This window comes from Streptosporangium sp. NPDC049248 (genome assembly GCF_040678965.1).
Taxonomy (GTDB): Bacteria; Actinomycetota; Actinomycetes; order Streptosporangiales; family Streptosporangiaceae; genus Streptosporangium; species Streptosporangium fukuiense.
This window is the reverse complement of record NZ_JBFAQY010000022.1, coordinates 106,013-126,984: the sequence shown is the minus strand read 5'-3', so window position 1 is coordinate 126,984 and position 20,972 is coordinate 106,013. Positions and strand designations below refer to the sequence as shown.

Annotated in this window: 21 protein-coding genes; 8 read left to right on the top strand and 13 right to left on the bottom strand. The window is 68.7% G+C overall.

Annotation, left to right across the window (positions count from 1 at the left end; translation table 11 throughout):
• Positions 1-49: 49 nt before the first annotated feature.
• From AB0K21_RS31745 to AB0K21_RS31730, 4 genes are read left to right on the top strand one after another with little or no spacing between them, the layout of a single operon-like run.
• Complete coding sequence (locus AB0K21_RS31745; RefSeq protein ID WP_364155381.1) at positions 50-667, top strand: heme-copper oxidase subunit III; 618 nt, start codon at positions 50-52, stop codon at positions 665-667.
• A gap of 16 nt (positions 668-683) precedes the next feature.
• A complete protein-coding gene (locus AB0K21_RS31740) occupies positions 684-1,523 on the top strand; it encodes a c-type cytochrome (RefSeq protein WP_364155379.1) in 840 nt (279 codons plus the stop codon).
• A complete protein-coding gene (locus AB0K21_RS31735) occupies positions 1,520-2,644 on the top strand; it encodes a Rieske 2Fe-2S domain-containing protein (RefSeq protein ID WP_364155377.1) in 1,125 nt (374 codons plus the stop codon). The genes AB0K21_RS31740 and AB0K21_RS31735 overlap by 4 nt, the downstream gene beginning before the upstream one ends.
• Entirely contained in the window at positions 2,641-4,290 is a 1,650-nt protein-coding gene (locus tag AB0K21_RS31730; RefSeq protein ID WP_364155375.1) for a cytochrome bc complex cytochrome b subunit, read from the top strand. Before AB0K21_RS31735 ends, AB0K21_RS31730 begins: the two co-directional genes overlap by 4 nt.
• A 261-nt stretch (positions 4,291-4,551) precedes the next feature.
• Here the strand turns inward: AB0K21_RS31730 and AB0K21_RS31725 are convergent, their stop codons facing one another.
• The 4 genes from AB0K21_RS31725 to coxB all read right to left on the bottom strand — a co-directional run bounded on the left by AB0K21_RS31725 (position 4,552) and on the right by coxB (position 8,729).
• Positions 4,552-5,781, bottom strand: coding sequence for an Ig-like domain-containing protein (locus AB0K21_RS31725; protein WP_364155373.1), 1,230 nt, complete (start codon positions 5,779-5,781; stop codon positions 4,552-4,554).
• 154 nt (positions 5,782-5,935) lie between these two features.
• Positions 5,936-6,331 (bottom strand): cytochrome c oxidase subunit 4, encoded by a 396-nt coding sequence (locus AB0K21_RS31720; RefSeq protein WP_343974197.1) that lies wholly within the window; start codon positions 6,329-6,331, stop codon positions 5,936-5,938.
• The gene (ctaD, locus tag AB0K21_RS31715) at positions 6,328-7,917 is read right to left on the bottom strand and encodes a cytochrome c oxidase subunit I (protein ID WP_343974194.1); all 1,590 of its coding nucleotides are present in this window, start codon (positions 7,915-7,917) and stop codon (positions 6,328-6,330) included. Before ctaD ends, AB0K21_RS31720 begins: the two co-directional genes overlap by 4 nt.
• 62 nt (positions 7,918-7,979) lie before the next feature.
• Entirely contained in the window at positions 7,980-8,729 is a 750-nt protein-coding gene (gene coxB / locus AB0K21_RS31710) for a cytochrome c oxidase subunit II (RefSeq protein ID WP_343974191.1), read from the bottom strand.
• Positions 8,730-8,945: 216 nt separating this feature from the next.
• Here coxB and AB0K21_RS31705 point away from each other — a divergent pair, with 216 nt between their 5' ends.
• The 3 genes from AB0K21_RS31705 to AB0K21_RS31695 all read left to right on the top strand — a co-directional run bounded on the left by AB0K21_RS31705 (position 8,946) and on the right by AB0K21_RS31695 (position 10,862).
• Positions 8,946-10,082 carry an aminotransferase class V-fold PLP-dependent enzyme gene (locus AB0K21_RS31705; protein WP_364155370.1) on the top strand — a complete coding sequence of 379 codons (1,137 nt, stop codon included), beginning with the start codon at positions 8,946-8,948 and terminating at the stop codon, positions 10,080-10,082.
• A 25-nt stretch (positions 10,083-10,107) separates the two neighbouring features.
• Positions 10,108-10,377, top strand: coding sequence for a sulfurtransferase TusA family protein (locus tag AB0K21_RS31700; protein WP_343970174.1), 270 nt, complete (start codon positions 10,108-10,110; stop codon positions 10,375-10,377).
• A gap of 62 nt (positions 10,378-10,439) precedes the next feature.
• On the top strand, positions 10,440-10,862 hold the full coding sequence (locus AB0K21_RS31695) for a CBS domain-containing protein (protein WP_343970177.1): 423 nt from the start codon (positions 10,440-10,442) through the stop codon (positions 10,860-10,862).
• Between the two features lie 149 nt (positions 10,863-11,011).
• Here AB0K21_RS31695 and AB0K21_RS31690 read toward each other — a convergent pair whose 3' ends face one another.
• Positions 11,012-11,998 (bottom strand): carbohydrate kinase family protein, encoded by a 987-nt coding sequence (locus tag AB0K21_RS31690; RefSeq protein ID WP_343970180.1) that lies wholly within the window; start codon positions 11,996-11,998, stop codon positions 11,012-11,014.
• A 159-nt stretch (positions 11,999-12,157) separates the two neighbouring features.
• On the bottom strand, positions 12,158-12,511 hold the full coding sequence (locus AB0K21_RS31685; protein WP_030910261.1) for an iron-sulfur cluster assembly accessory protein: 354 nt from the start codon (positions 12,509-12,511) through the stop codon (positions 12,158-12,160).
• A gap of 211 nt (positions 12,512-12,722) precedes the next feature.
• Between AB0K21_RS31685 and nadA the strand changes: the two genes are divergently transcribed.
• Complete coding sequence (gene nadA / locus AB0K21_RS31680) at positions 12,723-13,877, top strand: quinolinate synthase NadA (protein ID WP_343970189.1); 1,155 nt, start codon at positions 12,723-12,725, stop codon at positions 13,875-13,877.
• A 104-nt stretch (positions 13,878-13,981) separates the two neighbouring features.
• On the opposite strand, the gene AB0K21_RS31675 is transcribed toward nadA, so the two are convergent.
• From AB0K21_RS31675 to AB0K21_RS31645, 7 genes are all read right to left on the bottom strand, one after another.
• Positions 13,982-14,692, bottom strand: coding sequence for an SIMPL domain-containing protein (locus AB0K21_RS31675; protein WP_343970192.1), 711 nt, complete (start codon positions 14,690-14,692; stop codon positions 13,982-13,984).
• 100 nt (positions 14,693-14,792) lie between these two features.
• Complete coding sequence (locus AB0K21_RS31670) at positions 14,793-15,545, bottom strand: maleylpyruvate isomerase family mycothiol-dependent enzyme (protein WP_364155366.1); 753 nt, start codon at positions 15,543-15,545, stop codon at positions 14,793-14,795.
• Between the two features lies 1 nt (position 15,546).
• A complete protein-coding gene (locus AB0K21_RS31665) occupies positions 15,547-17,997 on the bottom strand; it encodes a protein kinase (RefSeq protein WP_364155364.1) in 2,451 nt (816 codons plus the stop codon).
• A gap of 204 nt (positions 17,998-18,201) precedes the next feature.
• A complete protein-coding gene (locus tag AB0K21_RS31660) occupies positions 18,202-18,777 on the bottom strand; it encodes a hypothetical protein (protein ID WP_343982928.1) in 576 nt (191 codons plus the stop codon).
• Between the two features lie 54 nt (positions 18,778-18,831).
• Positions 18,832-19,734, bottom strand: a complete 903-nt coding sequence (gene htpX, locus AB0K21_RS31655) for a zinc metalloprotease HtpX (RefSeq protein ID WP_364155362.1) — start codon at positions 19,732-19,734, stop codon at positions 18,832-18,834.
• 9 nt (positions 19,735-19,743) lie between these two features.
• Positions 19,744-20,022: a hypothetical protein gene (locus AB0K21_RS31650; RefSeq protein ID WP_343982922.1), complete on the bottom strand. Its 279-nt coding sequence runs from the start codon at positions 20,020-20,022 to the stop codon at positions 19,744-19,746.
• Positions 20,019-20,846: a PspA/IM30 family protein gene (locus AB0K21_RS31645; protein WP_343982919.1), complete on the bottom strand. Its 828-nt coding sequence runs from the start codon at positions 20,844-20,846 to the stop codon at positions 20,019-20,021. Before AB0K21_RS31645 ends, AB0K21_RS31650 begins: the two co-directional genes overlap by 4 nt.
• Positions 20,847-20,972 lie beyond the last annotated feature (126 nt).

The window sequence follows — 20,972 nt, the reverse complement described above, 5'->3', positions numbered from 1 at the left end:
CCCCCCTATCGGGGGGTCGTGCGGCGACCCGAGCAGGAGAGCCGCAATAATGCTGCCCGTGGCGACAGCATCCGCAATTTCAACGACGACGACAGCACACTCGTCCCGCAGACCCGATCTGGTCAGCGTCGGGACGATTGTCTGGCTGTCCTCCGAGCTCATGTTCTTCGCGGCGCTGTTCGCGATGTACTTCACCATCCGGTCTGTGAGCCTCAGCCAGGGACTGCCCTGGCCGGAGGCCCACCTGAACGTCCCCTTCGCCCTGGGCAACACGATCATCCTGGTCCTGTCGAGTGTGACCTGCCAGCTGGGCGTGTGGGCGGCTGAGAAGGGCCAGGTCGCCAAGCTGCGTTTCTGGTACATCGTCAGCTTCCTGATGGGCTCCGTGTTCGTGGCCGGCCAGCTGTACGAGTACAACGAGCTGGTCCACGAAGGACACACCCTGTCGCACACCGCGTACGACTCGGTGTTCTACCTGACCACGGGCTTTCACGGCCTCCACGTGACCGGTGGACTGATCGCGTTCCTCTTCATGCTGGGACGCACGTACGCCGCGAAGCGCTTCACCCGTGAGCAGGCGACCAGCGCGATCGTCGTGTCCTACTACTGGCACTTCGTCGACGTGGTCTGGATCGGCCTTTTCGTGACCATCTATGGAATTCAATAAGGAATCGGGGATCTCTGTGAATAGGATCACCGCTGGGCGGCGGCATCCCCTCGCGAGATACGCCGTCCTGCTCCTGGCCCTGGCCCTGATCGGCGGGGTCTACACCGTTGCCCTGACGGTCTCCTCCAGCAGTCAGGCCGACGCCGCCATCGCGTCCGGCAGGGCCGACGACGTGGCCGAGGGCAAGAAACTCTTCGAGCAGAGCTGCTCCAGCTGCCACGGGCTCAACGCCGAGGGCACCGCCCAGGGTCCGACCCTGATCGGCGTCGGCGCCGCCTCGGTGGACTTCCAGGTCAGCAGCGGCCGCATGCCCCTGGCCAACCCCGGCGCGCAGGCACCGCGCAAGCCCCCGCCGCCGTGGGTCGCCAAGACCAAGCGCCCCGACGGCACCTACGAGGCCGTCGACCAGCTCGCCGCCTACATCCAGTCGCTCGGCGGCGGCCCGGCCATCCCGGACAAGGATCAGGTCGACCCCGCCATGGGAGACAAGGCCAAGGGCGGCGAGCTTTTCCGCGCCAACTGCATCCAGTGCCACAACTTCGTCGGCTCGGGCGGCGCCCTGACCCAGGGCAAGTACGCTCCGCCGCTCCACGAGGCCACCCCGACGCAGATCTATGAGGCCATGGTCACCGGCCCCCAGGCGATGCCGGTGTTCAACGACAGCATCATCACCCCTCAGCAGAAGAAGGACATGATCGCCTACATCGTGGGCGTGCGGAACGAGCCCAACCCGGGCGGCGCCGGTCTGGGCCGCATCGGCCCGGTCACCGAGGGCCTGGTGGCCTGGGTCGTCGGACTCAGCCTCCTCTCCCTGGCCGCCATCTGGATCACCGCGAAGAGGCGACAGGCCAAATGACTGAGAACAATCACGGCATCGAACAGCCGGAGGAACGCGCGCCAAGGCGCGTCATCGGCACCCCCCCACCCGCGGCGAGCACCTCCCTGCTCGGCACCGAGGAGCGCCCGTCGACCGAGGTCGCCCAGGTTCCCGGAGTGACCCCGCAGGACGAGGCGACCGCGAAGAAGGGCGAGAAGTACGCCGCCCTCTGCTTCCTCGTCGCCTTCCTGGCCGGCATCGGCTTCGTGGTGTCGTACGTCGTCTTCCAGGTCGGCGACATCGAGAAGACGCAGGTCTCCAACCTCGCGCTGGGCGGCACGCTCACGCTGGCCCTGCTCGGGCTGGCCGCGGGCATGGTGACCTGGGTCCGCCTGGTCATGCCCAAGTACAACCTGGTCCAGGAGCGCCACCCGATGGCCTCCGACACCGAGACCCGGTCCTACGTCGGCGAGACCTTCCTGCAGGGCGCGGCCGAGAGCGGCATCACCAAGCGCCCGCTGCTGCGCCGCACCCTGCTGCTCGCCGCCGCCCCGCTCGGCCTGGCCCCGCTGGTCCTGCTGCGCGACCTCGGCCCGAGCTACAAGGACTTCCCCGCCAAACTGCGGCACACCGTCTGGGGAGAGAAGACCAAGGACGGCAAGAACCGCAAGCTCCTCGTCGAGGGAAGCGGATCACCCATCCGGGCGGCCGACTTCAACTCCCCCGGCGGCATCCTCTCCGTGGTGCCCGAGGGATACGAGCACGACCTGAACGCACTGGCCAAGGCCACCCTGATCCTGATCAAGTTCCGCCCGGAGGAGCTCAAGTCCGGGACGAACCTGAACTGGACCCACGACGGGATCGTGGCGTACTCCAAGATCTGCACGCACGTCGGCTGCCCCGCGGCCCTGTACGAGCAGAGCACGCACCACATCCTGTGCCCGTGTCACCAGTCGACCTTCGACGCCGCCGACGGCGCCAAGGTCGTCTTCGGCCCGGCGGCCCGGCCTCTTCCGCAGCTGCCGATCGCCGTGGACGAAGAGGGATACCTCGTGGCGACGGCGGACTTCCCCGTCCCCGTCGGGCCCAGCTTCTGGGAGCGCGGCGACGCCGAGGCCGAGGCCCGTGAGGCCGAGGCCAAGAAGGGAGGCCAATCATGAGCACCCAGACCGTTCCCAAGCCCATCGCGGGCGCGAGCGGCTTCGTCGACGACCGCATCGGGGCGGGGAACTTCCTGCGGCGGAACCTGCGGAAGATCTTCCCCGACCACTGGTCGTTCCTGCTCGGTGAGATCGCGCTCTACTCGTTCATCGTCCTGCTGCTGACCGGCACGTTCCTGACGTTCTTCTTCAAGCCCAGCATGGCCCACGTGGAGTACACCGGCTCCTACGGCCCGCTGTACGGCGTCGGGATGTCCGAGGCGTACGCGTCGTCGCTGGAGATCAGCTTCGACGTGCGCGGCGGCCTGCTGATGCGCCAGATGCACCACTGGGCCGCCCTGCTGTTCATCGGCGGCATGATGGTGCACGCGCTGCGGGTGTTCTTCACCGGCGCCTACCGCAAGCCGCGCGAGCTGAACTGGCTGATCGGCGTGCTGCTGCTGACCCTGGCGCTGGCCGCGGGACTCACCGGCTACTCCCTCCCCGACGACCTGCTGTCGGGCGCCGGTCTGCGGATCACCGAGGGTGTGGCGATCTCGCTGCCGCTGGTCGGCACCTGGATCACGTTCTTCCTCTTCGGCGGCGAGTACCCGGGCGTGGACGTCGTCTCCCGGTTCTACTCGCTGCACATCCTGCTCATCCCGGGCATCCTGCTGGCGCTCATCTCGGCTCACATGATCCTGATGTGGGTCCAGAAGCACACGCAGATGCCGGGCAAGGGCCGCACCAACGAGAACGTGGTGGGCGCGCCGTTCTACCCGGCCTTCATGGTCAAGGCCGGCGCCTACTTCATGTTCACCTTCGGCGTCATCGCGCTGCTGGGCACCTTCGCCCAGATCAACCCGATCTGGCTGTACGGTCCCTACACCCCGGCCGACATCTCGGCGGGCTCTCAGCCCGACTTCTACATGGGCTTCCTGGAGGGTTCGCTCCGGCTGATGCCCGCCTGGGAGATCAACGTCCTGGGCTTCACGCTGCCGATGAGCGTGCTGATCCCGGCGCTGGTGCCGATGGGCATCGTCATGACGGGTCTGGCGCTGTACCCGTTCATCGAGCAGTGGGTCACCGGAGACCGCCGCGAGCACCACGTCGTGGACCGTCCCCGCAACAACCCGCACCGCACCTCGATCGGCATCTCGGCGATGACCTTCTACGGGGTCCTGTGGCTGCTCGGCGCCAACGACGAGATCGCCGCGTTCTTCCAGGTGTCGCTGAACTGGACGACCTACGTCGGCCGGGTCCTGATCTTCGCCGGTCCGGCGATCGCCTACTACGTCACCTACCGGATCTGCCTGGGTCTGCAGCGCGCCGACGCGGCCATCATCGGCCACGGCGTGGAGTCCGGCGTGATCAAGCGACTGCCGCACGGCGAGTACATCGAGGTCCACGTCCCGCCCAACGAGGCCATCGAGGCCCACATGCGGGGCAAGGAGCCGGTCCCGGTCCTCACCGGGGGCGGCGGCGGAGACGACGACGGCATCCCGTCCAAGGCGATGCGCGGCCCGCTCGGCAAGCTCCGCAACAAGATGAGCGCGGCCTACGGCGGCGAGAAGATCCCGCTCGACGACGGCCACGGCCACGGCGAGGGGCACGAGGAGCACACGGCGGTCGGTCAGGGTGGAGAGGACAGGTCCCTGACCCACTGACCCCCGGGGTTGACGCCACACGAGAGGCCCGGACACCGCACGGTGTCCGGGCCTCGACGTCTTTCCACACCCTTTTCCCGACGCCCCGCCGGAGGGCCGCCCCTGAGCCCCCGAATCCCCGAGCCCGGTCCCATGGGACCCCGAAGCCTCTCCGCGACGGCTGACGCCCCCTCAGAGGGCTCCGCGGGCACCCACGGCCGGCGGGGCCCGGTCTCAGACACCACCGGTCTCAGACGTCGTCGGTTTCAGACGTCGTCGGTTTCAGACGTCGTCGGTGGTGAAGTGCTTGAGGCTGCTCCACTTGAGCCATTCCCGCCAGCTCTCCTGCCAGTGACCCCAGCCGTTGGTGGGCTCCAGGACGCGGGGCGAGCCGGTGATGATGATCGGATCCCCGATCAGGGTGTTGTCGAGGAACCACTTGGCGTTGCTCGGGCTGACGTTGACGCAGCCGTGGCTGACGTTGGAGTAGCCCTGGGAGCCGACCGACCACGGGGCGCTGTGGATGTACTCGCCGCTGTTGGAGATGCGGACCGTGTCGTAGACGGTCAGCTGGTAGTAGCCGGGCGAGCCGGGCCCGATGCCCGGAGAGGTCATCACCGTGACGTTCTCCCTGGACATGGCCAGGTGCACGCCGCTGGTCGTGTGGTACTTCCAGTCGCCGCCCTGGCCCGCGCTCATCGGGATCTCCCTGACGACCCTGCCGTTGCGCCGCACCGTGAGGTGGTGGGAGAGCACGCTGCCCCGGGTGATCTGCGCGCGGCCGACCTTGAAGTTGACCGTCCGGTTCGCCGCGCCGTACAGGCCGGCGCCGCCGCGCACCCCGGCCAGCCGGGCCTCGACCCTGACCTTGGTGCCCGAGGGCCAGAAGTTCTTCGGGCGGAAGTGCACGTTGCGGTCGTCGAACCAGTGCCACGCCCCCACCACCGGCCTGGAGGTGCGGACGAACAGGTTGCGCTCGACGGAGACGCGGTCGGTGACGGGGTGGTCAAAGGTGATCATCACCGGCATGCCGACGCCGACGGTCAGACCGGTCATGTCCCGGTCCGGCATGAAGCTCTCGATCGCGAAGGTCTCGCGGCCCTTCACCGTGGAGAAGGACGAGGTCGTCCGGGTGAGGGCGCCCTCCGGATTGACCGCCGTCACCGAGACCTCGTAGGAGGCCCCTGGAGCCGCCGTACCGCGGCTGCGCCACTGTGTACCGTCGGCGCTGAGAACGCCCTGCAGAGAGCCTTTGGCGCCCTTCACGGCCCTGACGGTGACCGACTTCAGGGTGCCGCCCTGCGCCGCGACCAGGACGGGGGTGTCCGTGGGCACTCCCCTGGCCCCCTTGAGCGGTGCCACGGTGACCACGGCGGCGGCGGACTCCGCCTGTTGGGACGCCTGCGGCGTCTGCTCCTGGCGTACGGCGGTGCTTGTCGAGCAGGAGGTCGTCACCAGCACGAGGGCCAGCAGTCCCGCTCCCTGGCTCGAACCACGGATCGCGTGCCCCACATGAACTCCCCTGTCCCGGACTGAACCACTGATTCAGTTATTACCCGGAGTAAGCGGTTCACCACATAAGACATCCACCCTGAGCCCCAAATAAACGCCAAAAAGCGGGCCACGGAAGTTTTTCCGTGACCCGCTTTCGCGGTGGGACGCGGGGTCAGTGCGAGAAGTTGCCCCGGTAGTACTCGAAAACGAAACCGATCATGCTCATGATGATCGCGAAAACGCCGATCAGGAACAGCCACCAGCCGATGACCAGGCCGACGGCGGCGAGCGAGACGGCCAGGCAGACGAAGAGCGGCCACCAGCTGTGCGGGCTGAAGAAGCCCAGTTCCCCGGCGCCGTCGCTGATCTCGCCCTGCTTGTCGTCCTCCGGCTGGTCGCCGATCCGGCGGGCCGTGTACATCAGGTAGTAGCCGATCATGAGCGCGAAGCCCACCGAGATGGCCATCGCCGTCGTGCCGACCGGCTCCTTCGACCAGTACCAGTAGACGACGTCCACGGCGGCGAAGAAAATGCCGCAGAGGATGAACAACCAGCCCTGGACCTTCATCGGACCTCCTCCAGCTCACGGGGGGCCGGGGTGTGCGGGTACTTGAGGTCGAACGCCGGGCGCTCGGACCGGATGCGGGGCAGCGAGATGAAGTTGTGCCTCGGCGGCGGGCAGGACGTCGCCCATTCGAGGGAGTTGCCGTAGCCCCACGGGTCGTCCACGGTGACCTGCGGCGCGGTCTTGTGGGTCTTCCACACGTTGTAGAGGAACGGCAGCGTGGAGGCACCCAGCAGGAACGCGCCCACCGAGGAGACCATGTTGAGGTCGGTGAACCCGTCGATCGGGCTGTAGTCGGCGTAGCGGCGCGGGAAGCCCTGCGCGCCCAGCCAGTGCTGGACCAGGAAGGTCGCGTGGAAGCCGACGAACAGCGTCCAGAAGTGGATCTTGCCCAGCCTGTCGTTCAGCATCTTGCCGGTGAACTTGGGCCACCAGAAGTAGAAGCCGGCGAACATCGCGAACACCACGGTGCCGAACACCACGTAGTGGAAGTGCGCCACCACGAAGTAGGAGTCGGACACCTGGAAGTCCAGCGGCGGGGAGGCCAGGATGACACCGGTCAGACCGCCGAACAGGAACGTCACCAGGAAGCCGATCGAGAACAGCATCGGCGACTCGAACGACAGGTGGCCGCGCCACATGGTGCCGATCCAGTTGAAGAACTTCACCCCGGTGGGCACCGCGATGAGGAACGTCATGAAGGAGAAGAACGGCAGCAACACCTGCCCGGTGGCGAACATGTGGTGCGCCCACACCGTGATCGACAGACCCGCGATGGCGATGGTCGCGGCCACCAGGCCGATGTAGCCGAACAGCGGCTTGCGGCTGAAGACGGGCAGGATCTCGGTCACGATGCCGAAGAACGGCAGCGCGATGATGTAGACCTCGGGATGGCCGAAGAACCAGAACAGGTGCTGCCAGAGCAACGCCCCGCCGGTGCTGGAGTCGAAGATGTGCGTGCCGAGCTTGCGGTCGGACTCCAGCGCCAGCAGCGCGGCGGCCAGCACCGGGAAGGCCATCAGCACCAGGATCGAGGTGAGCAGGATGTTCCAGGTGAACATCGGCAGGCGGAACATCGTCATGCCGGGCGCGCGCATGCACACGATCGTGGTGATGAAGTTCACAGAGCCGAGGATCGTGCCCAGACCGCTGATGGTCAGGCCGACGATCCACAGGTCGCCGCCGATGCCCGGGGAGCTGATCGCGTTCGACAGCGGGGTGTAGGCGAACCAGCCGAAGCTGGCCGCGCCGCCCGGGGTGAGGAAGCCCGACAGGGCGATGGTGCTGCCGAAGGTGAAGAGCCAGTAGCTGACCATGTTCAGCCGCGGGAAGGCGACGTCGGGGGCGCCGATCTGCAGCGGCATGAGCTCGTTGGCGAACCCGGCGAACAGCGGGGTCGCGAACATCAGCAGCATGACGGTGCCGTGCATGGTGAACAGCTGGTTGAACTGCTCGTTCGTGGTCAGCTGGAGGCCCGGCTGGGCCAGCTCCGCCCGCATGATCAGCGCCATGACGCCGCCGATCAGGAAGAAGACGAACGAGGTGATCAGGTAGAGGTGTCCGATGATCTTGTGATCGGTGGACGTCATCCACTTGACGACGACCGAGCCCTTGCGGGTCGGGGGAAGGGGAAGTGCTGGGTTATGCGCGGTCACTGGGCACCCGCCTGGCTAGCGATGTACTGGTCGAACTCGGCCTGGGGCACGAGCTTCACCGAGAAGAGCATCCGGCTGTGGTCCACACCGCAGAGCTCGGCGCAGCGACCGGCGTAGACACCTGTCTTGTTCAGCGTCTGGACCTCGAACTTGTTGTTCACGCCCGGGATCACGTCGCGCTTGAAGTGGAACGCCGGTACCCAGAAGGAGTGGATGACGTCCGGCGAGTGGAGGTCGAACTCGACGTTCTTCCCCACCGGCAGCATCAGCTCGGGACCCTTGGTGTAGTCGGCCGCGGGCAGGCCCACGACCTGGACGGTCTTGCCGTTGTACTCCGTCGTGAAGCGCCAGCTCCACTGGAAGCCCTCGACCTTGACCTTCACGTCGGGCTTGCCGGACAGGGTGTTGATGTAGTTCTGGTCCCGCGCGGTGAAGAAGAAGAACACGCCGACCATGATGATCGGCACCACCGTGTAGAGGATCTCGATCGGCAGGTTGTACCGCACCTGAGGCGGCAACTCCTCGGAGGAGTTCTTCTTCTTACGGTGGAAGGCGACGGACCAGAGGATCAGACCCCACACGACCACACCGGTGGCGAGGGCGGCGATCCACGATCCGTTCCACAGGCTCTGGACGGATTCGGACTGCTTGGTGACGCCCTCGGGCAGGCCGCCTCGGGACCATTCTTCGGCACTGCACGCCGTCAGGGAAACCAGCAGCAGCGCCAGAGCGGCAGCGCGTGGCACCCGGCGGCGGGCCAACGGACGCCGTGCGGAACGGCGGGTCGGACTCACGGATCGCCTACCCCACAGATGAAGCCCAGGAGTCGCTCCTGGGCGGTCGTTTGTTCACGTTCAAGATTTGTAGTTCACAGCTTCACGCTGGGGGACACATTAGCGCGGACAACCGTCGCCCCCCCGCGCAGCCCCCGCCCGCACCGCGCGTGGTGCGACGATTGGAGCGTGGCGTACTTCGACGCGGCCTCCACGGAGCCGCTGCACCCCCAGGCTCGGGAGGCTCTCATCGCGGCCCTCGACGTCGGCTGGGCCGACCCCGCGAGGCTGTACGGTTCCGCTCGCCGGGCAAGGATGTTACTGGAACAGGCGAGGACCGAGGTCGCCGAGGCCCTGGGCGCCAGGCCCGACGAGGTCTCGTTCACCTCCTCGGGCACCCAGGCGGTGCACCTGGGCGTGCTCGGCACCCTGCACGGACGCCGCAGGAGCGGCCGCCGCCTGGTCACCTCGGCCGTGGAGCACTCCAGCGTGCTGCACGCGGCCGGCATCCACGAGCGCGACGGCGGCTCGGTCGAGACGGTCGGCGTCGGGATCACCGGCGCCGTCGAGGCCGGTGCCTTCCGCGAGGCGGTCCTCGCCGAGGGCACCGCCCTGGCCTGCCTGCAGAGCGCCAACCACGAGGTCGGGACCGTCCAGCCGGTCGCCGAGGCGGCGGCGGCGTGCGCCGAGGCGGGGGTGCCGCTGCTGGTGGACGCCGCCCAGACCGCGGGCCGGATGCCGCTGCCCGGCGGCTGGTCGGTGCTGGCCGCGAGCGCGCACAAGTGGGGCGGCCCCGCGGGGGTCGGCGTGCTGGTGGTCCGCAAGGGCACCCGGTGGCGCAGCCCGCTGCCCGAGGACGACCGCGAGCGCCGCCGGGTCCCCGGTTTCGAGAACGTGCCGGCGATCGTCGCGGCGGCCGCCGCGCTGCGTGCCACGGTGGCCGAGTCGGCCGTGGAGTCGGCCAGGCTCTCCACGCTCGTGGACCGGGTCAGGACCGAGGTGCCCCGGCTGGTCCCCGACGTCGAGGTCATCGGTGATCCGGTCGTGCGGGCGCCGCACATCGTCACCTTTTCGTGTCTTTACGTGGAAGGTGAGGCACTGCTCACCGAACTCGACAAGGCCGGATTCTCGGTATCGTCCGGCAGTTCCTGCACGGCGAGTACGCTTCGTCCATCGCATGTTCTGGAGGCCATGGGCGTGCTCACCCACGGGAACGTGCGGGTGTCGCTGCCCAGAGGCACCTCGGCGGCGGATGTCGACCGTTTCCTCACCGTCCTGCCCGGCACGGTACGCAGGATCCGCGAGGAGGCGGGGGTTAAACTGTGATCAACATTTGGGAAGTGAAGACTCCATGACGTCCAGCCAGGCCAACCCGGCGGGATCGGCCCAGAGCCCGGCACTGACCATCGACGCGCTGGGCAAGAAGTGCCCGATTCCCATCATCATGCTGGCCGAGCAGATCAACCACGTGCCGCTCAACGCGATCGTCGCGGTCCTGGCCGACGATCCCGCCGCCTTCACCGACATCCCGGCCTGGTGCCGGCTGAAGTCGCACCACCACGTGGCCAGCTACGAGCTTCCCGAGCGCGGCTGGTCCATCCACGTGCGCCGCAACTACTGACTTGTCCTGAAACTGGGTATGACTCTCCCCGAAAATCCATCAAACGGTTCGGGGGGACAGTTATGAGCGGCGAGACCGCCAGGAGTCTGATGCATGCCGGGGTCCGTTGCGTGGAGGCGCACGAGACGCTCGACCGGGCCGCACAGATGATGCGCGACATGAACGTGGGCGCGCTACCCATCTGCGGCAGCGACGACCGGCTGAAGGGGATCATCACCGACCGCGACATCGTGGTCAAGTGCGTGGCCCACGGCATGGACCCGTCCAAGGTCACCGCCGGTGAGCTGGCGACCGGGCTGGTCTGGGTGTCGTCGGACGCCAGCGTCGACGAGACGCTGGCCAAGATGGAGCAGAACCAGATACGGCGGCTGCCGGTGATCGAGAACGGCCGCATCATCGGCATGATCAGCGAGGCCGACCTGGCCAGGCACCTGCCCGACGACAAGCTCGCCGAGTTCGTGCACCGTATCTACGCGAGCACCTGACACCTGCGTGGACGGCATCCCGCCCGGCTGAGTGCCCGATGTCGGGTGATCTCAGCCGGGCGTGGCTCAGCCGCCGGTCCGGCGGCGGGTCCGGCCACCGGTGACCCGGGCGGCGCCCGGTGCCGGCCGGCCGGTGTTCGAGCGGCGGCTCAGGCGTGGTGGCAGTTCACGAAGCCGGCCACCTCGGCCGCGGCGTCGGTGCCGTAGGCGTCGGCGAAACGCTCCAGGAAGACCTTCTGACCGAGTTCGTACTCCTGGCCGCCGACGCGCTCCAGAACGTGGGTGGCGGTGAGGTTGCCGACCTGGCCGCAGCGCTCCAGGGACAGGCCCCAGGCCAGCGCCGCCAGGAAACCGGACCTGAAGGCGTCTCCCACGCCTGTGGGGTCCGCCTTGCCCAGCTCGGGCGCCGGGGGGACGTGCAGCGGCGGCTCGTCCTTGCGGTCGATGACGACGCCCTTGGGGCCGAGCGTGGTGACGCGGACGCCGACCCGGCCGAGGATCTCCTCGTCGGTCCAGCCGGTCTTCTGCTCGATCATGCCCTTCTCGTAGTCGTTGCCGAACAGGTAGGCGGCGCCGTCGACCAGTTCGCGGATATCCTCGCCGGGCATGCGCGCGAGCTGCTGGGAGGGGTCGGCGGCGAACGGGATCGCGCGCTGGCGCGCCTCGGCGGTGTGCCTGAGCATCGCCTCGGGGTCGTTGGGGCTGATCAGCACCAGCTCCAGGCCACCGAGCCGCTGGCTGATCGGGCCGAGCTCGATGAGACGGGCCTCGGCCATCGCACCGGTGTAGAACGACGCGATCTGGTTGTGGTCGTCGTCGGTCGTGCACAGGAAGCGGGCGGTGTGATGCAGCTCCGAGACGTGGACGGAGTCGCAGTCGACGCCGTGGCGCTCCAGCCAGGAGCGGTAGTCGGCGAAGTCCGCGCCGACCGCGCCGACCAGGACGGGCCGAAGACCCAGGCAGCCCATGCCGAAGGCGATGTTGGCCGCGCAGCCGCCACGGCGGATCTGCAGGTCGTCCACGAGGAACGACAGGGAAATCCGGTGGAGCTGATCGGCGATGAGCTGGTCGCCGAAGCGGCCCGGGAAGGTCATCAGGTGATCTGTCGCGATTGAGCCGGTGACGGCGATGCGCACGGGGTTCTTCTCCTCGTTGTCAGCATCTCTGGGAACGTGGGCGATCGGGCCACGCAAGAATACGCGACCTTGTGGGCGCACGAAGGCCCCGCGCGGTGACGGATGTCACCGCGCGGGGCCTTCGTTGTCTCGTCCGGTCTCGTCCGGTCGGGCGATTGCCTAGTTGAACGAGTCTCCGCAGGCGCACGACCCCGTGGCGTTGGGGTTGTCGATCGTGAAGCCCTGCTTCTCGATCGTGTCGACGAAGTCGACGGTGGCACCCACGAGGTAGGGCGCGCTCATCCGGTCGGTGACCACGCTCACGCCGTCGAAGTCGGAGACGACGTCACCGTCCATCGAACGGTCGTCGAAGAAGAGCTGGTAGCGCAGACCGGAACAGCCACCGGGCTGCACGGCCACGCGCAGCTGGAGGCCCTCCTCGCCCTGCTGCTCCAGCAGGCTCTTGACCTTCGCGGCGGCCGCGGAACTGAGGATCAGGCCCTGCGCCGTGGTCTCGCTGCTCTCAACCGACATGTGGTGACTCCCGCGTCTGCGTCAGCCGCTCCCCGGGAACGGCTGTCTGTTTCTGACGTCCTTCTTAGACGCTACCAACACCCGTCCCCGCTTACACATTCCTGGGACGACTCACACTTCCCCTCTTCGGACAAAACTCCCTCCCACGGAATAAAGCCTCAACAGCGTGTGTCATCATTAGTCGTCACTTCGACGATAAGGGGGTGTGGCCATGACGACCACCGAGACCGGGCTTCCGCTCTTCGTCCTGGGCAGGGGCGTGGACCCGCACAGCGAGCGCGGTGTCGACTGTCCCGGCGAGCTGCCGGCCGCGTCCGACCCGGCGCTGGTGGAACGCGCCAGGAAGGCGAAGGCGGCGCTCGGCGACAGGGTCTTCGTACTGGGCCACCACTACCAGCGTGACGAGGTCATCCAGTTCGCCGACGTGACCGGCGACTCGTTCAAGCTCGCCAAGGAGGCCGCGGCCCGGCCCGACGCCGAGTACATCGTCTTCTGCGGCGTGCACTTCATGGCCGAGTCCGCCGACATCCTCACCTCCGACTCCCAGAAGGTGGTGCTGCCCGACCTCGCCGCCGGGTGCTCGATGGCCGACATGGCCACCTTCGACCAGGTCGAGGAGTGCTGGGAGGCGCTCCAGGACGCCGGGATCGCCGGCGGCACCGTCCCCGTCACCTACATGAACTCCAGCGCCGACATCAAGGCCTTCTGCGGGCGCAACGGCGGCACCGTCTGCACCTCCTCCAACGCCAGGCGCGCCCTGGAGTGGGCCTTCTCCCGCGGGGAGAAGGTGCTCTTCCTTCCCGACCAGCACCTGGGCCGCAACACCGCGGTGCTGGAGATGGGCCTGTCACTGGACGACTGCGTCGTCTACAACCCGCACCGGCCGAACGGCGGCCTGACCGCCGAGCAGCTCGCGGGCGCCAAGATGATCCTGTGGAAGGGGCACTGCTCGGTACACGGCCGCTTCACCGCCGAGTGCGTGGACGACGTCCGCGCCCGCATCCCCGGCGTCAACGTGCTGGTCCACCCCGAGTGCAGGCACGAGGTCGTCACCAAGGCCGATCATGTCGGCTCGACCGAGTACATCATCAAGAAGATCGAGGCGGCTCCCGCCGGGTCCTCCTGGGCGGTGGGCACCGAGCTGAACCTGGTCAAGCGGCTCGGCGCCATGTTCCCCGACAAGGACGTGACGTTCCTGGACCGGACCGTCTGCTACTGCTCGACGATGAACCGGATCGACCTGCCGCACCTGGTGTGGGCGCTGGAGTCGCTCGCCGCCGGCCAGGTCGTCAACCAGATCACCGTGGACGACGACACCGCCCACTGGGCCGGGGTCGCCCTGGACAGGATGCTGGCGCTGCCCTGAGCACGAGGTGGACGGGCCCCGGCGGGTGGTGACCCGCCGGGGCCCGTCGTGTGCCGGGAACCTGTCGCGTACCCGGGATCGGGGGAGCACCGCGTGAGCGGGGCCTAATCCAGCTCGTAGACCACCCTGACGCTGACCGACACGTCCTGGCGGCCCGGGCTGATCGACGCCTTGTCCGCGATCGCGCCGGCGGCGAAGAACGGCCGCGGCGGGGTGACGTTCTCCTCGCTGATCTCCAGCGCGCGGCCGAGCCTGCGCCCCGCGAGCCTGGCGTACTGCGTGGCGCGGGTCCTGGCGTCCCTGAACGCGGCCTCGCGGGCCAGCCTGAGCGGCGCACGGTTGTCGGCGACCTCGAAGGAGACGCTGTCCAGCCGGACCGCCTCGCCGGCCGCGACCGCCGCGTCGATCACGTCGTCCGCGGTGTCCAGGTCCCGCACCACCGCCTCGACCCCCTGCGCGGCCCGGTAGCCGGAGATCGTTGGGTAGTCCTTGTACTGGGGGCCCAGGGACAGCTCGTTGGTCCGCAGGTCCTTGGCCGCGATGCCGGCCGCCAGCAACGCCTTCGTCAGCGCGGCGGCGGCGGCACGGGCGGCGGTGAACGCCTCTCCCGCGGTGGAACGGACCACCTCGACACCGGCGTCCAGCTTCATGACGTCCGGGGTGACCGACAGCCGCCCCTCGCCCACGATCGTTATCTGCGGCCGGTCCTCCCTCACCGTCGCCGTGGAGGGCGTGGAGTCCGCGAGCGCCGTGCCACCGAACAGGCCCACGGAGACGAGCGCGGCCGAGGTCACCGCCTGAGACATCTTGATCATAGGGGCATGGCACCACGGGGCGGCGGCCTCGGCGGCGGACCTTCCTGGAGATCTGCCGTGTCTTGGCCGAATCCCGGGGCGGGTGTTTACCTTCCGCCGGTCAGATCCGGGCGAGCTCCCGCCACCAGCCCAGCAGCCCCGCGTCGCCCTCGACGGCGTAGTCGTCGACGCTGCGCCGCCCCCACACGACCTGGAGCAGGTCCGCCGAGGTGGCGGTGCGCACGGTCACGCTCCCCGGCTGCAGGGACCGCCGGTGGTGGAAGCGGTCGGGGTCAAGGGTGATCACCCACCCGGCTCCGGTGTCGGCCTGCAGGGAGATCGTCTCGCCCCCGCCCCTCAGCTCGGCCACACCCGGGTTCCACAGGGCGTACGGCAGGATGTCGAGAAACTCCTCGACCCCGTCGGCCGCCACGTCCTCGGGGACCAGAGTCGGGATGCCCACCGCGAGCTCGGCGTCCATCCGGTGCACCAGGGTCTCGTGGAGCATCCGCCTGGACCAGAAGCGCACCCGCCGCTCCCCGCCCCAGGTCCACATCGGCGCCTGTGGATCCTGCGACAGCAGCGCCTCGGACAGCAAGACGGCCCCCGCACCGAGCCAGGCGGGATAACCGCTCGCGTCGGCGGGCAGGCCCATGTCCATCCCGCGGCGGTCGTAGCGCCGCTCGGCCAGGTCGGCGACCATGGTGGCCGCCCACCGGTGTACGCCACCGGTGTGGGTGACGAGCCTGGCCAGATCCCAGCCGGGACAGGTCAGCACGGGAACGGACATCTCCCGCCCCCTCAGGACATCGGCCATCCGGGCGATCTCCGTGGCGGCCGCCGAGACATGCTCGGCATGGGTCCATTCCCTCATGTCAGCCCTCCCGGGTGAAGCGCATGAACTGCTTCTCGTACTCCTTGGCGTCGGTGGTGGTGGCCAGCACCCGCTGCGACCGTCCCTTGAAGTCGAACACCACGGCCTCGTAGCCGGAACCCTTGCGCCGCCAGCCCGCGATGTGCTTGTCGTCGTACCAGCCGATGAGCCGCTCGGTCTCGAACGGGATCCGCACCTTCGCCGGGGCGTCGGAGGCGGTGGACCAGACGCAGATCTCCTTCTCGCTCTCCTTGCAGTACGTGAGCAGTGACGATCCCGACGGGGAGATGTCGTCGCCCTCGACGGTGATCGGGGTTCCCACGTCCAGCAGGGTCTGCAGCACGGTGCCCTGCAGGTCGTAGAAGCGGATGCGCTGGGTCTTGCCGGTGAGCGCCCAGGTGCCGACGGCACGGCCGTCACCCCGCCAGAAGTAGCTCCACGTGCCCGCGTCCTTCTCCTTCACCCGGACGATCCTGGCCTTCTTCGTGACGGTGTCGATGATCGCGAAGCCGTACTCCTTGCTGGTGTCGTCCACGGCCTCGTACAGCGTCACCAGTCCGCGTTTGCCGTCCGGCGACCACTGCGGCAGCGTCGGGTAGACCGGCGCCTTGGTGATCCTGATCTTGCTCGCCGCGCCGGTGCGCTGGTCGATGACCGACACGATCGAGTAGTTCTGCGCGTCGTAGATCCGGTCGGTCCCCAGCGCCTGGGTGCCCGCGGCGTTGAGCGTGTAGTGGAAGTACTTGTCGTTCTTGGCGAACCGGTCGGTGCCGTACTTTCTGACGTAGAGGGTCTTCTCCCAGTCGAGACTGTAGGAACTCAGCTTGATCGGGTCCTGGGGGCTCTCATGGAGCGTGATCGAACTGCCGGGCAGCTTGATCTTGTTGGTCGCCTGCGGCACCGTCGGCGCTTCGGGGGTCGGGGTCGCGGAGGCGGGGGGGCTCGCCTGCTCCGTACCGCCGGTCTGCGGGTCGCCGTTCTGGGTGGTGCCCGCCTGGGGGTCGGGCGTCTCGGTGCTGCCGCCGCGCACCGCCAGCACGACGCCTCCGGCCACGAGGGCGGTGGCCAGCAGGCCGCCCGCGACCGCGAGCCACACTCCGCGCCCGCTCCTGGCGGGCGCGGGGTGTCCCGGATATCCGGGTGATCCGGGGTTCTGGTACGGGGCACCGTCGTGGGAGGCATGGGGCACGGGACCGCCGTAGGGCTGTGGTCCCGTGGGCCCCTGGGGCCCCTGGTATCCCTGCTGCGGGTATCCCGGCCCCTGCTGCGGATACTGGGCGTAGCCGTGGGCCTCGGACGGCTGCGTGTAACCGTGGGGCATGGACGGCTGGGTGTGACCACGCGGTTCGGAGTGTTGGAGGTAGCCCACCGGGCCGCCCTGCGGGCCCTGCCCGGGGTATCCCCCGCCGGGACCGCCCTGCTGGGGATACGGCTGCTGTTCCGGGTGATGCGGATAGCCCTGCCGCGTGCGGTCGTCGCCTCCCGGGTGCCGCCGCCCGTAAGTGGTGGCGGTGGGGGCGGGTTCGCTCCCGGCGGGGTAGCCGCCGGGGCCGGGCCCGGTCTGCTGCGCCGCGGCCGCCGAGCCCTCGGCGAGGATGCCGCGGGGTGCGGTGGGCAGCACGGCGCCGGCCGCCGGCCCGCCCGCGTGGCCGAGCAGCCGCAGCAGCGCCTCGCCCGCCGTGGGCCGCTGGGTGGCGTCCTTGGACAGGCACTGCCCGACCAGGTCGCGCAGCGCCGGATCGGCGATCGCCCCCAGGTCGGGCTCCATGTTCATGATCCGGTTGAAGATCGCAGGCAGGCTGTCCGTACCGAACGGCGGCTGCCCGGTGGCCGCGAAGACCATCGTGCAGCCCCAGGCGAACATGTCGGCGGGTGAGCCCGCGTTCTCCCCCGCCAGCTGCTCGGGGGTCATGTAGGAGGGGGTGCCGATCGCCATCGCGGTCAGCGTGGAGGTGCGGTCGAGCGCCTTGGCGATACCGAAGTCGATCACTCGGGGGCCGTCGGGGGCCAGCAGCACGTTGGAGGGCTTGAAGTCGCGATGGACGATTCCCGCCTGGTGGATCGCGACGAGCGCGGTGACCGTGCCGATCGCCAGGCGGTGCAGGGAGGCGCCGTGCCGGGGACCCTCGGTGGCCACGACCGCGTCGAGCGTCGGGCCGTCGATGTACTCGCTGACGATGTACGGGCGATGCTGGTCGACCCCGGTGTCGATCACCGCGGCGGTACAGAAGGGAGCGACCCGCTGGGTCGTGCTGACCTCACGGACGAAACGCTCCATCGCCTCCTCGTCCTGCGCGAGGTCGGCGCGGAGCAGCTTGACCGCGACACGGGCACCGGTCGGGGAGATTCCCAGGTAGACCGTTCCCTGGCCACCCTCACCGAGCCGGGCGGTGAGCCGGTACTCCCGCACGTGCTCGGGATCCCCGGGCCGCAAGGACGCGAGGTCCGCCATGGTCACACCCTTCTTCCGTGATGAACTTCCGGACCCATTGTGGGGGCAAAGGGTCACAGGACGTACATCAAACCGCAAGTCGGACGGACCTCGGTAGCGCGTTCCAGACGGCCTTTCAGGATCCTCGGAACGGGCGGGACCCCTTGCGCGAGAGCCAGAGACGATCTTGCGGAGGGCCGGCCCGGACCGGGCCGGACGGACGGATCAGAGGCCGGGCGCGCCCCAGAGGGGGAACCAGCGGCCGAGATCCGGCTCGATCTCCAGTTCACCGCCGATCGCACCGCGTACCTGCAGCTCCAGCGCGTTGTCCCGGCGCCCCGTCTGCCCGGGCAGCGGGGCGAACGGGTAGAAGGTGCCCTGCTTGTAGAGGTAGACCATGGCGAGCCCGCGACCGTCGGGGGCCGCGAAGGAGACCAGCGAGCAGAGCAGCGAGGGGCCGAAACCCGCCGCCTCGAGGGAGGAGTTGACCGCGTGCAGGTCGGTGACCAGATCGCCGAGCAGTTCGGGCGTGCGGCGGACCAGCAGCCATGTGTAGCCGTAGGCGTCCTTCGACACCTCCACCGGCGGGCCGCCTCCGGCGTCCAGCAACTGGGTGATGTCGCGCTCAAGGGCGGCGAACGCCCCGCCCTCGGCCGAGCGGAAGCAGACCGCCCCAAGCCCGGTCGGCGCCAGGTCGGTGGCCGCCTGCAGGGTCACCGCGGCCGAGGGCAGCGCGAACAGCGCGTCCAGGTCGGCCTTGGCCGGTTTACCTCGGCCCAGCAGAGCATCCCACCAGCGCATCCGGTCCCTTCCCCTTCACGGCTTCCACTTCCACGGAACGGCGCTCCCGCCGCGTCACCCGCCCTGCCCGAACTGGGCGGAGATCCTGCCGAGCTGGTCAAGGCGCTGCTCCAGCGGCGGGTGGGTCGCCAGCAGCGCGCTCAGGCTCGCCTTGCCGGAGAGGGCCGGCGCGAAGAAGAAGGCGTTGAACGGCTCGGCCTCGCGCAGATCCCTGGTCGGGATGCGCGCCATCTCGCCGCTGATCTTGACAAGGGCGCTGGACAGGGCCGACGGGCGCTGGGTGAGCAGCGCTCCCGCACGGTCGGCGGCCAGTTCCCGGTAGCGCGACAGGGCCCGGGTGAGCAGGAAACTGACCGCGTACACCAGGATCGAGACGAGCATGATGATCAGGCCGATCGGCAGCCCGCCCCGGTCGTCGCGCCCGCGTCCCAGGCCGCTGTAGAGCGCGACCCTGGTCATCAGCCCGGCGACTATGCCGAGGAAGGACGCGATCGTCATGACCGCGACGTCCCGGTGCGCCACGTGGGACATCTCGTGGGCCAGCACGCCCTCCAGCTCGCCGGCGTCGAGCCGGCGCAGCAACCCCGTGGTCACGCAGACCACGGAGTTCTTCTGGTTGCGGCCGGTGGCGAACGCGTTCGGAACATCCGAATCGGCGATCGCCACCCGCGGCTTGGGCATGTCGGCCAGAGCGCACAACCGGTCGATCATGCCGTGCAGTTCCGGCGCCTCCTGCGGGGACACGACACGTCCGTGCATCGCGAACAGCGCGATGCGGTCGGACATGAAGTACTGCACGAAGAGCATGACGCCGGCGATCAGCAGTACCGCGACCGCACGGACGCCCAACGCGATCAGTACGGCCACGAAGACGACATAGAGCAATCCGAGCAGGAACATGGTGATCACCATGCGCCTGGTCAGGCCCCGGTCCGGGGCGAACCGGGTTTGTACCATATGCCCAGGCTATCCGGGAATCAGGCCCTCGTTGCCGAGCATCTCCCGAACTTCCTCCATGGAAGCGTCAGCCGGGGGCAAAATCAGCTCCGAGGACTCCAGGCTGTCGTCGGGCAGCGCCTTGCCGACATGGCGGACCTTGTCGAGCAGGGCGTGCAACCGGGTGCGGAAGACCTCCTCCTCACCCGCCTCGATCGCGGCCTCCAGCTCGGCGTCCAGGGTGTTGAGCACGTCGAGATCGGCGGGGGCGATGTCGATCTGCCCCTCCCCCATGATGCGGACGATCACAGGCCCTCCCCGGGCTGGCGCAGCTGCTGCGTCTGGTTGGACTGAGGGTGTTGCTGGGGCTGCTGCTGCGGCTGGGGCTGCTGCTGGGCGGGGCCGGACGTGATCGCCCCCTGGGGCCCGGTGCCCTGACCGAGCTCGGCCTTCATCCGGGCGATCTCCAGCTCCACGTCGTGGCCGCCGCCCATGCGGTCGAGCTCGGCCTGGATGTCGTCGCCACGCTGCCCGCTGAAGTCGTCGAGCGCGCCGCTGGCCAGCAGCTCGTCGATGGCACCCGCGCGGGCCTGCATGGAGGCCGTCTTGTCCTCTGCGCGCTGGATCGCCAGACCGACGTCGCCCATCTCCTCGGAGATGCCGGAGAAGGCCTCGTTGATCCGCGTCTGCGCCTCGGCCGCGGTGTAGGTCGCCTTGATCGTCTCCTTCCTGGTACGGAAGGAGTCGACCTTGGCCTGCAGCCGGTGGGAGGCCGTGGTGAGCTTCTCCTCCTCGGCCTGCAGGTTGTCGTGCTGCACACGGAGGTCCGCGATCTGGGTCTGCAGGCTGCCGCGGCGGGTCAGCGCCTCGCGGGCCAGGTCCTCGCGACCGACCCCGAGCGCCTTACGGCCCTGCTCCTCAAGCTTGCGCGCCTGCGCCTCGATCTGGTTGATCTGAAGCTCCACACGCTTGCGCGAGGTGGCGACATCCGCCACGCCCCGGCGTACCTTCTGCAACAACTCCAGCTGGCGCTGATATGAGTAGTCCAGGGTTTCGCGAGGATCCTCCATCTTGTCCAACGCGTTGTTCGCCTTGGACCTGAAGATCAGCGAAAGTCTCTTCATCACGCTCATGCGCGTCGGCCGTCCCCTTCTTCAAGTGCGCTTCGGGTCACCCCAAGTGATTCCAGCCCCCCGAAAAGCACCGGAGCCACCATAGGGTTCACCCTACGCATAACGCGCGGGGGCGTCACTAAGTTG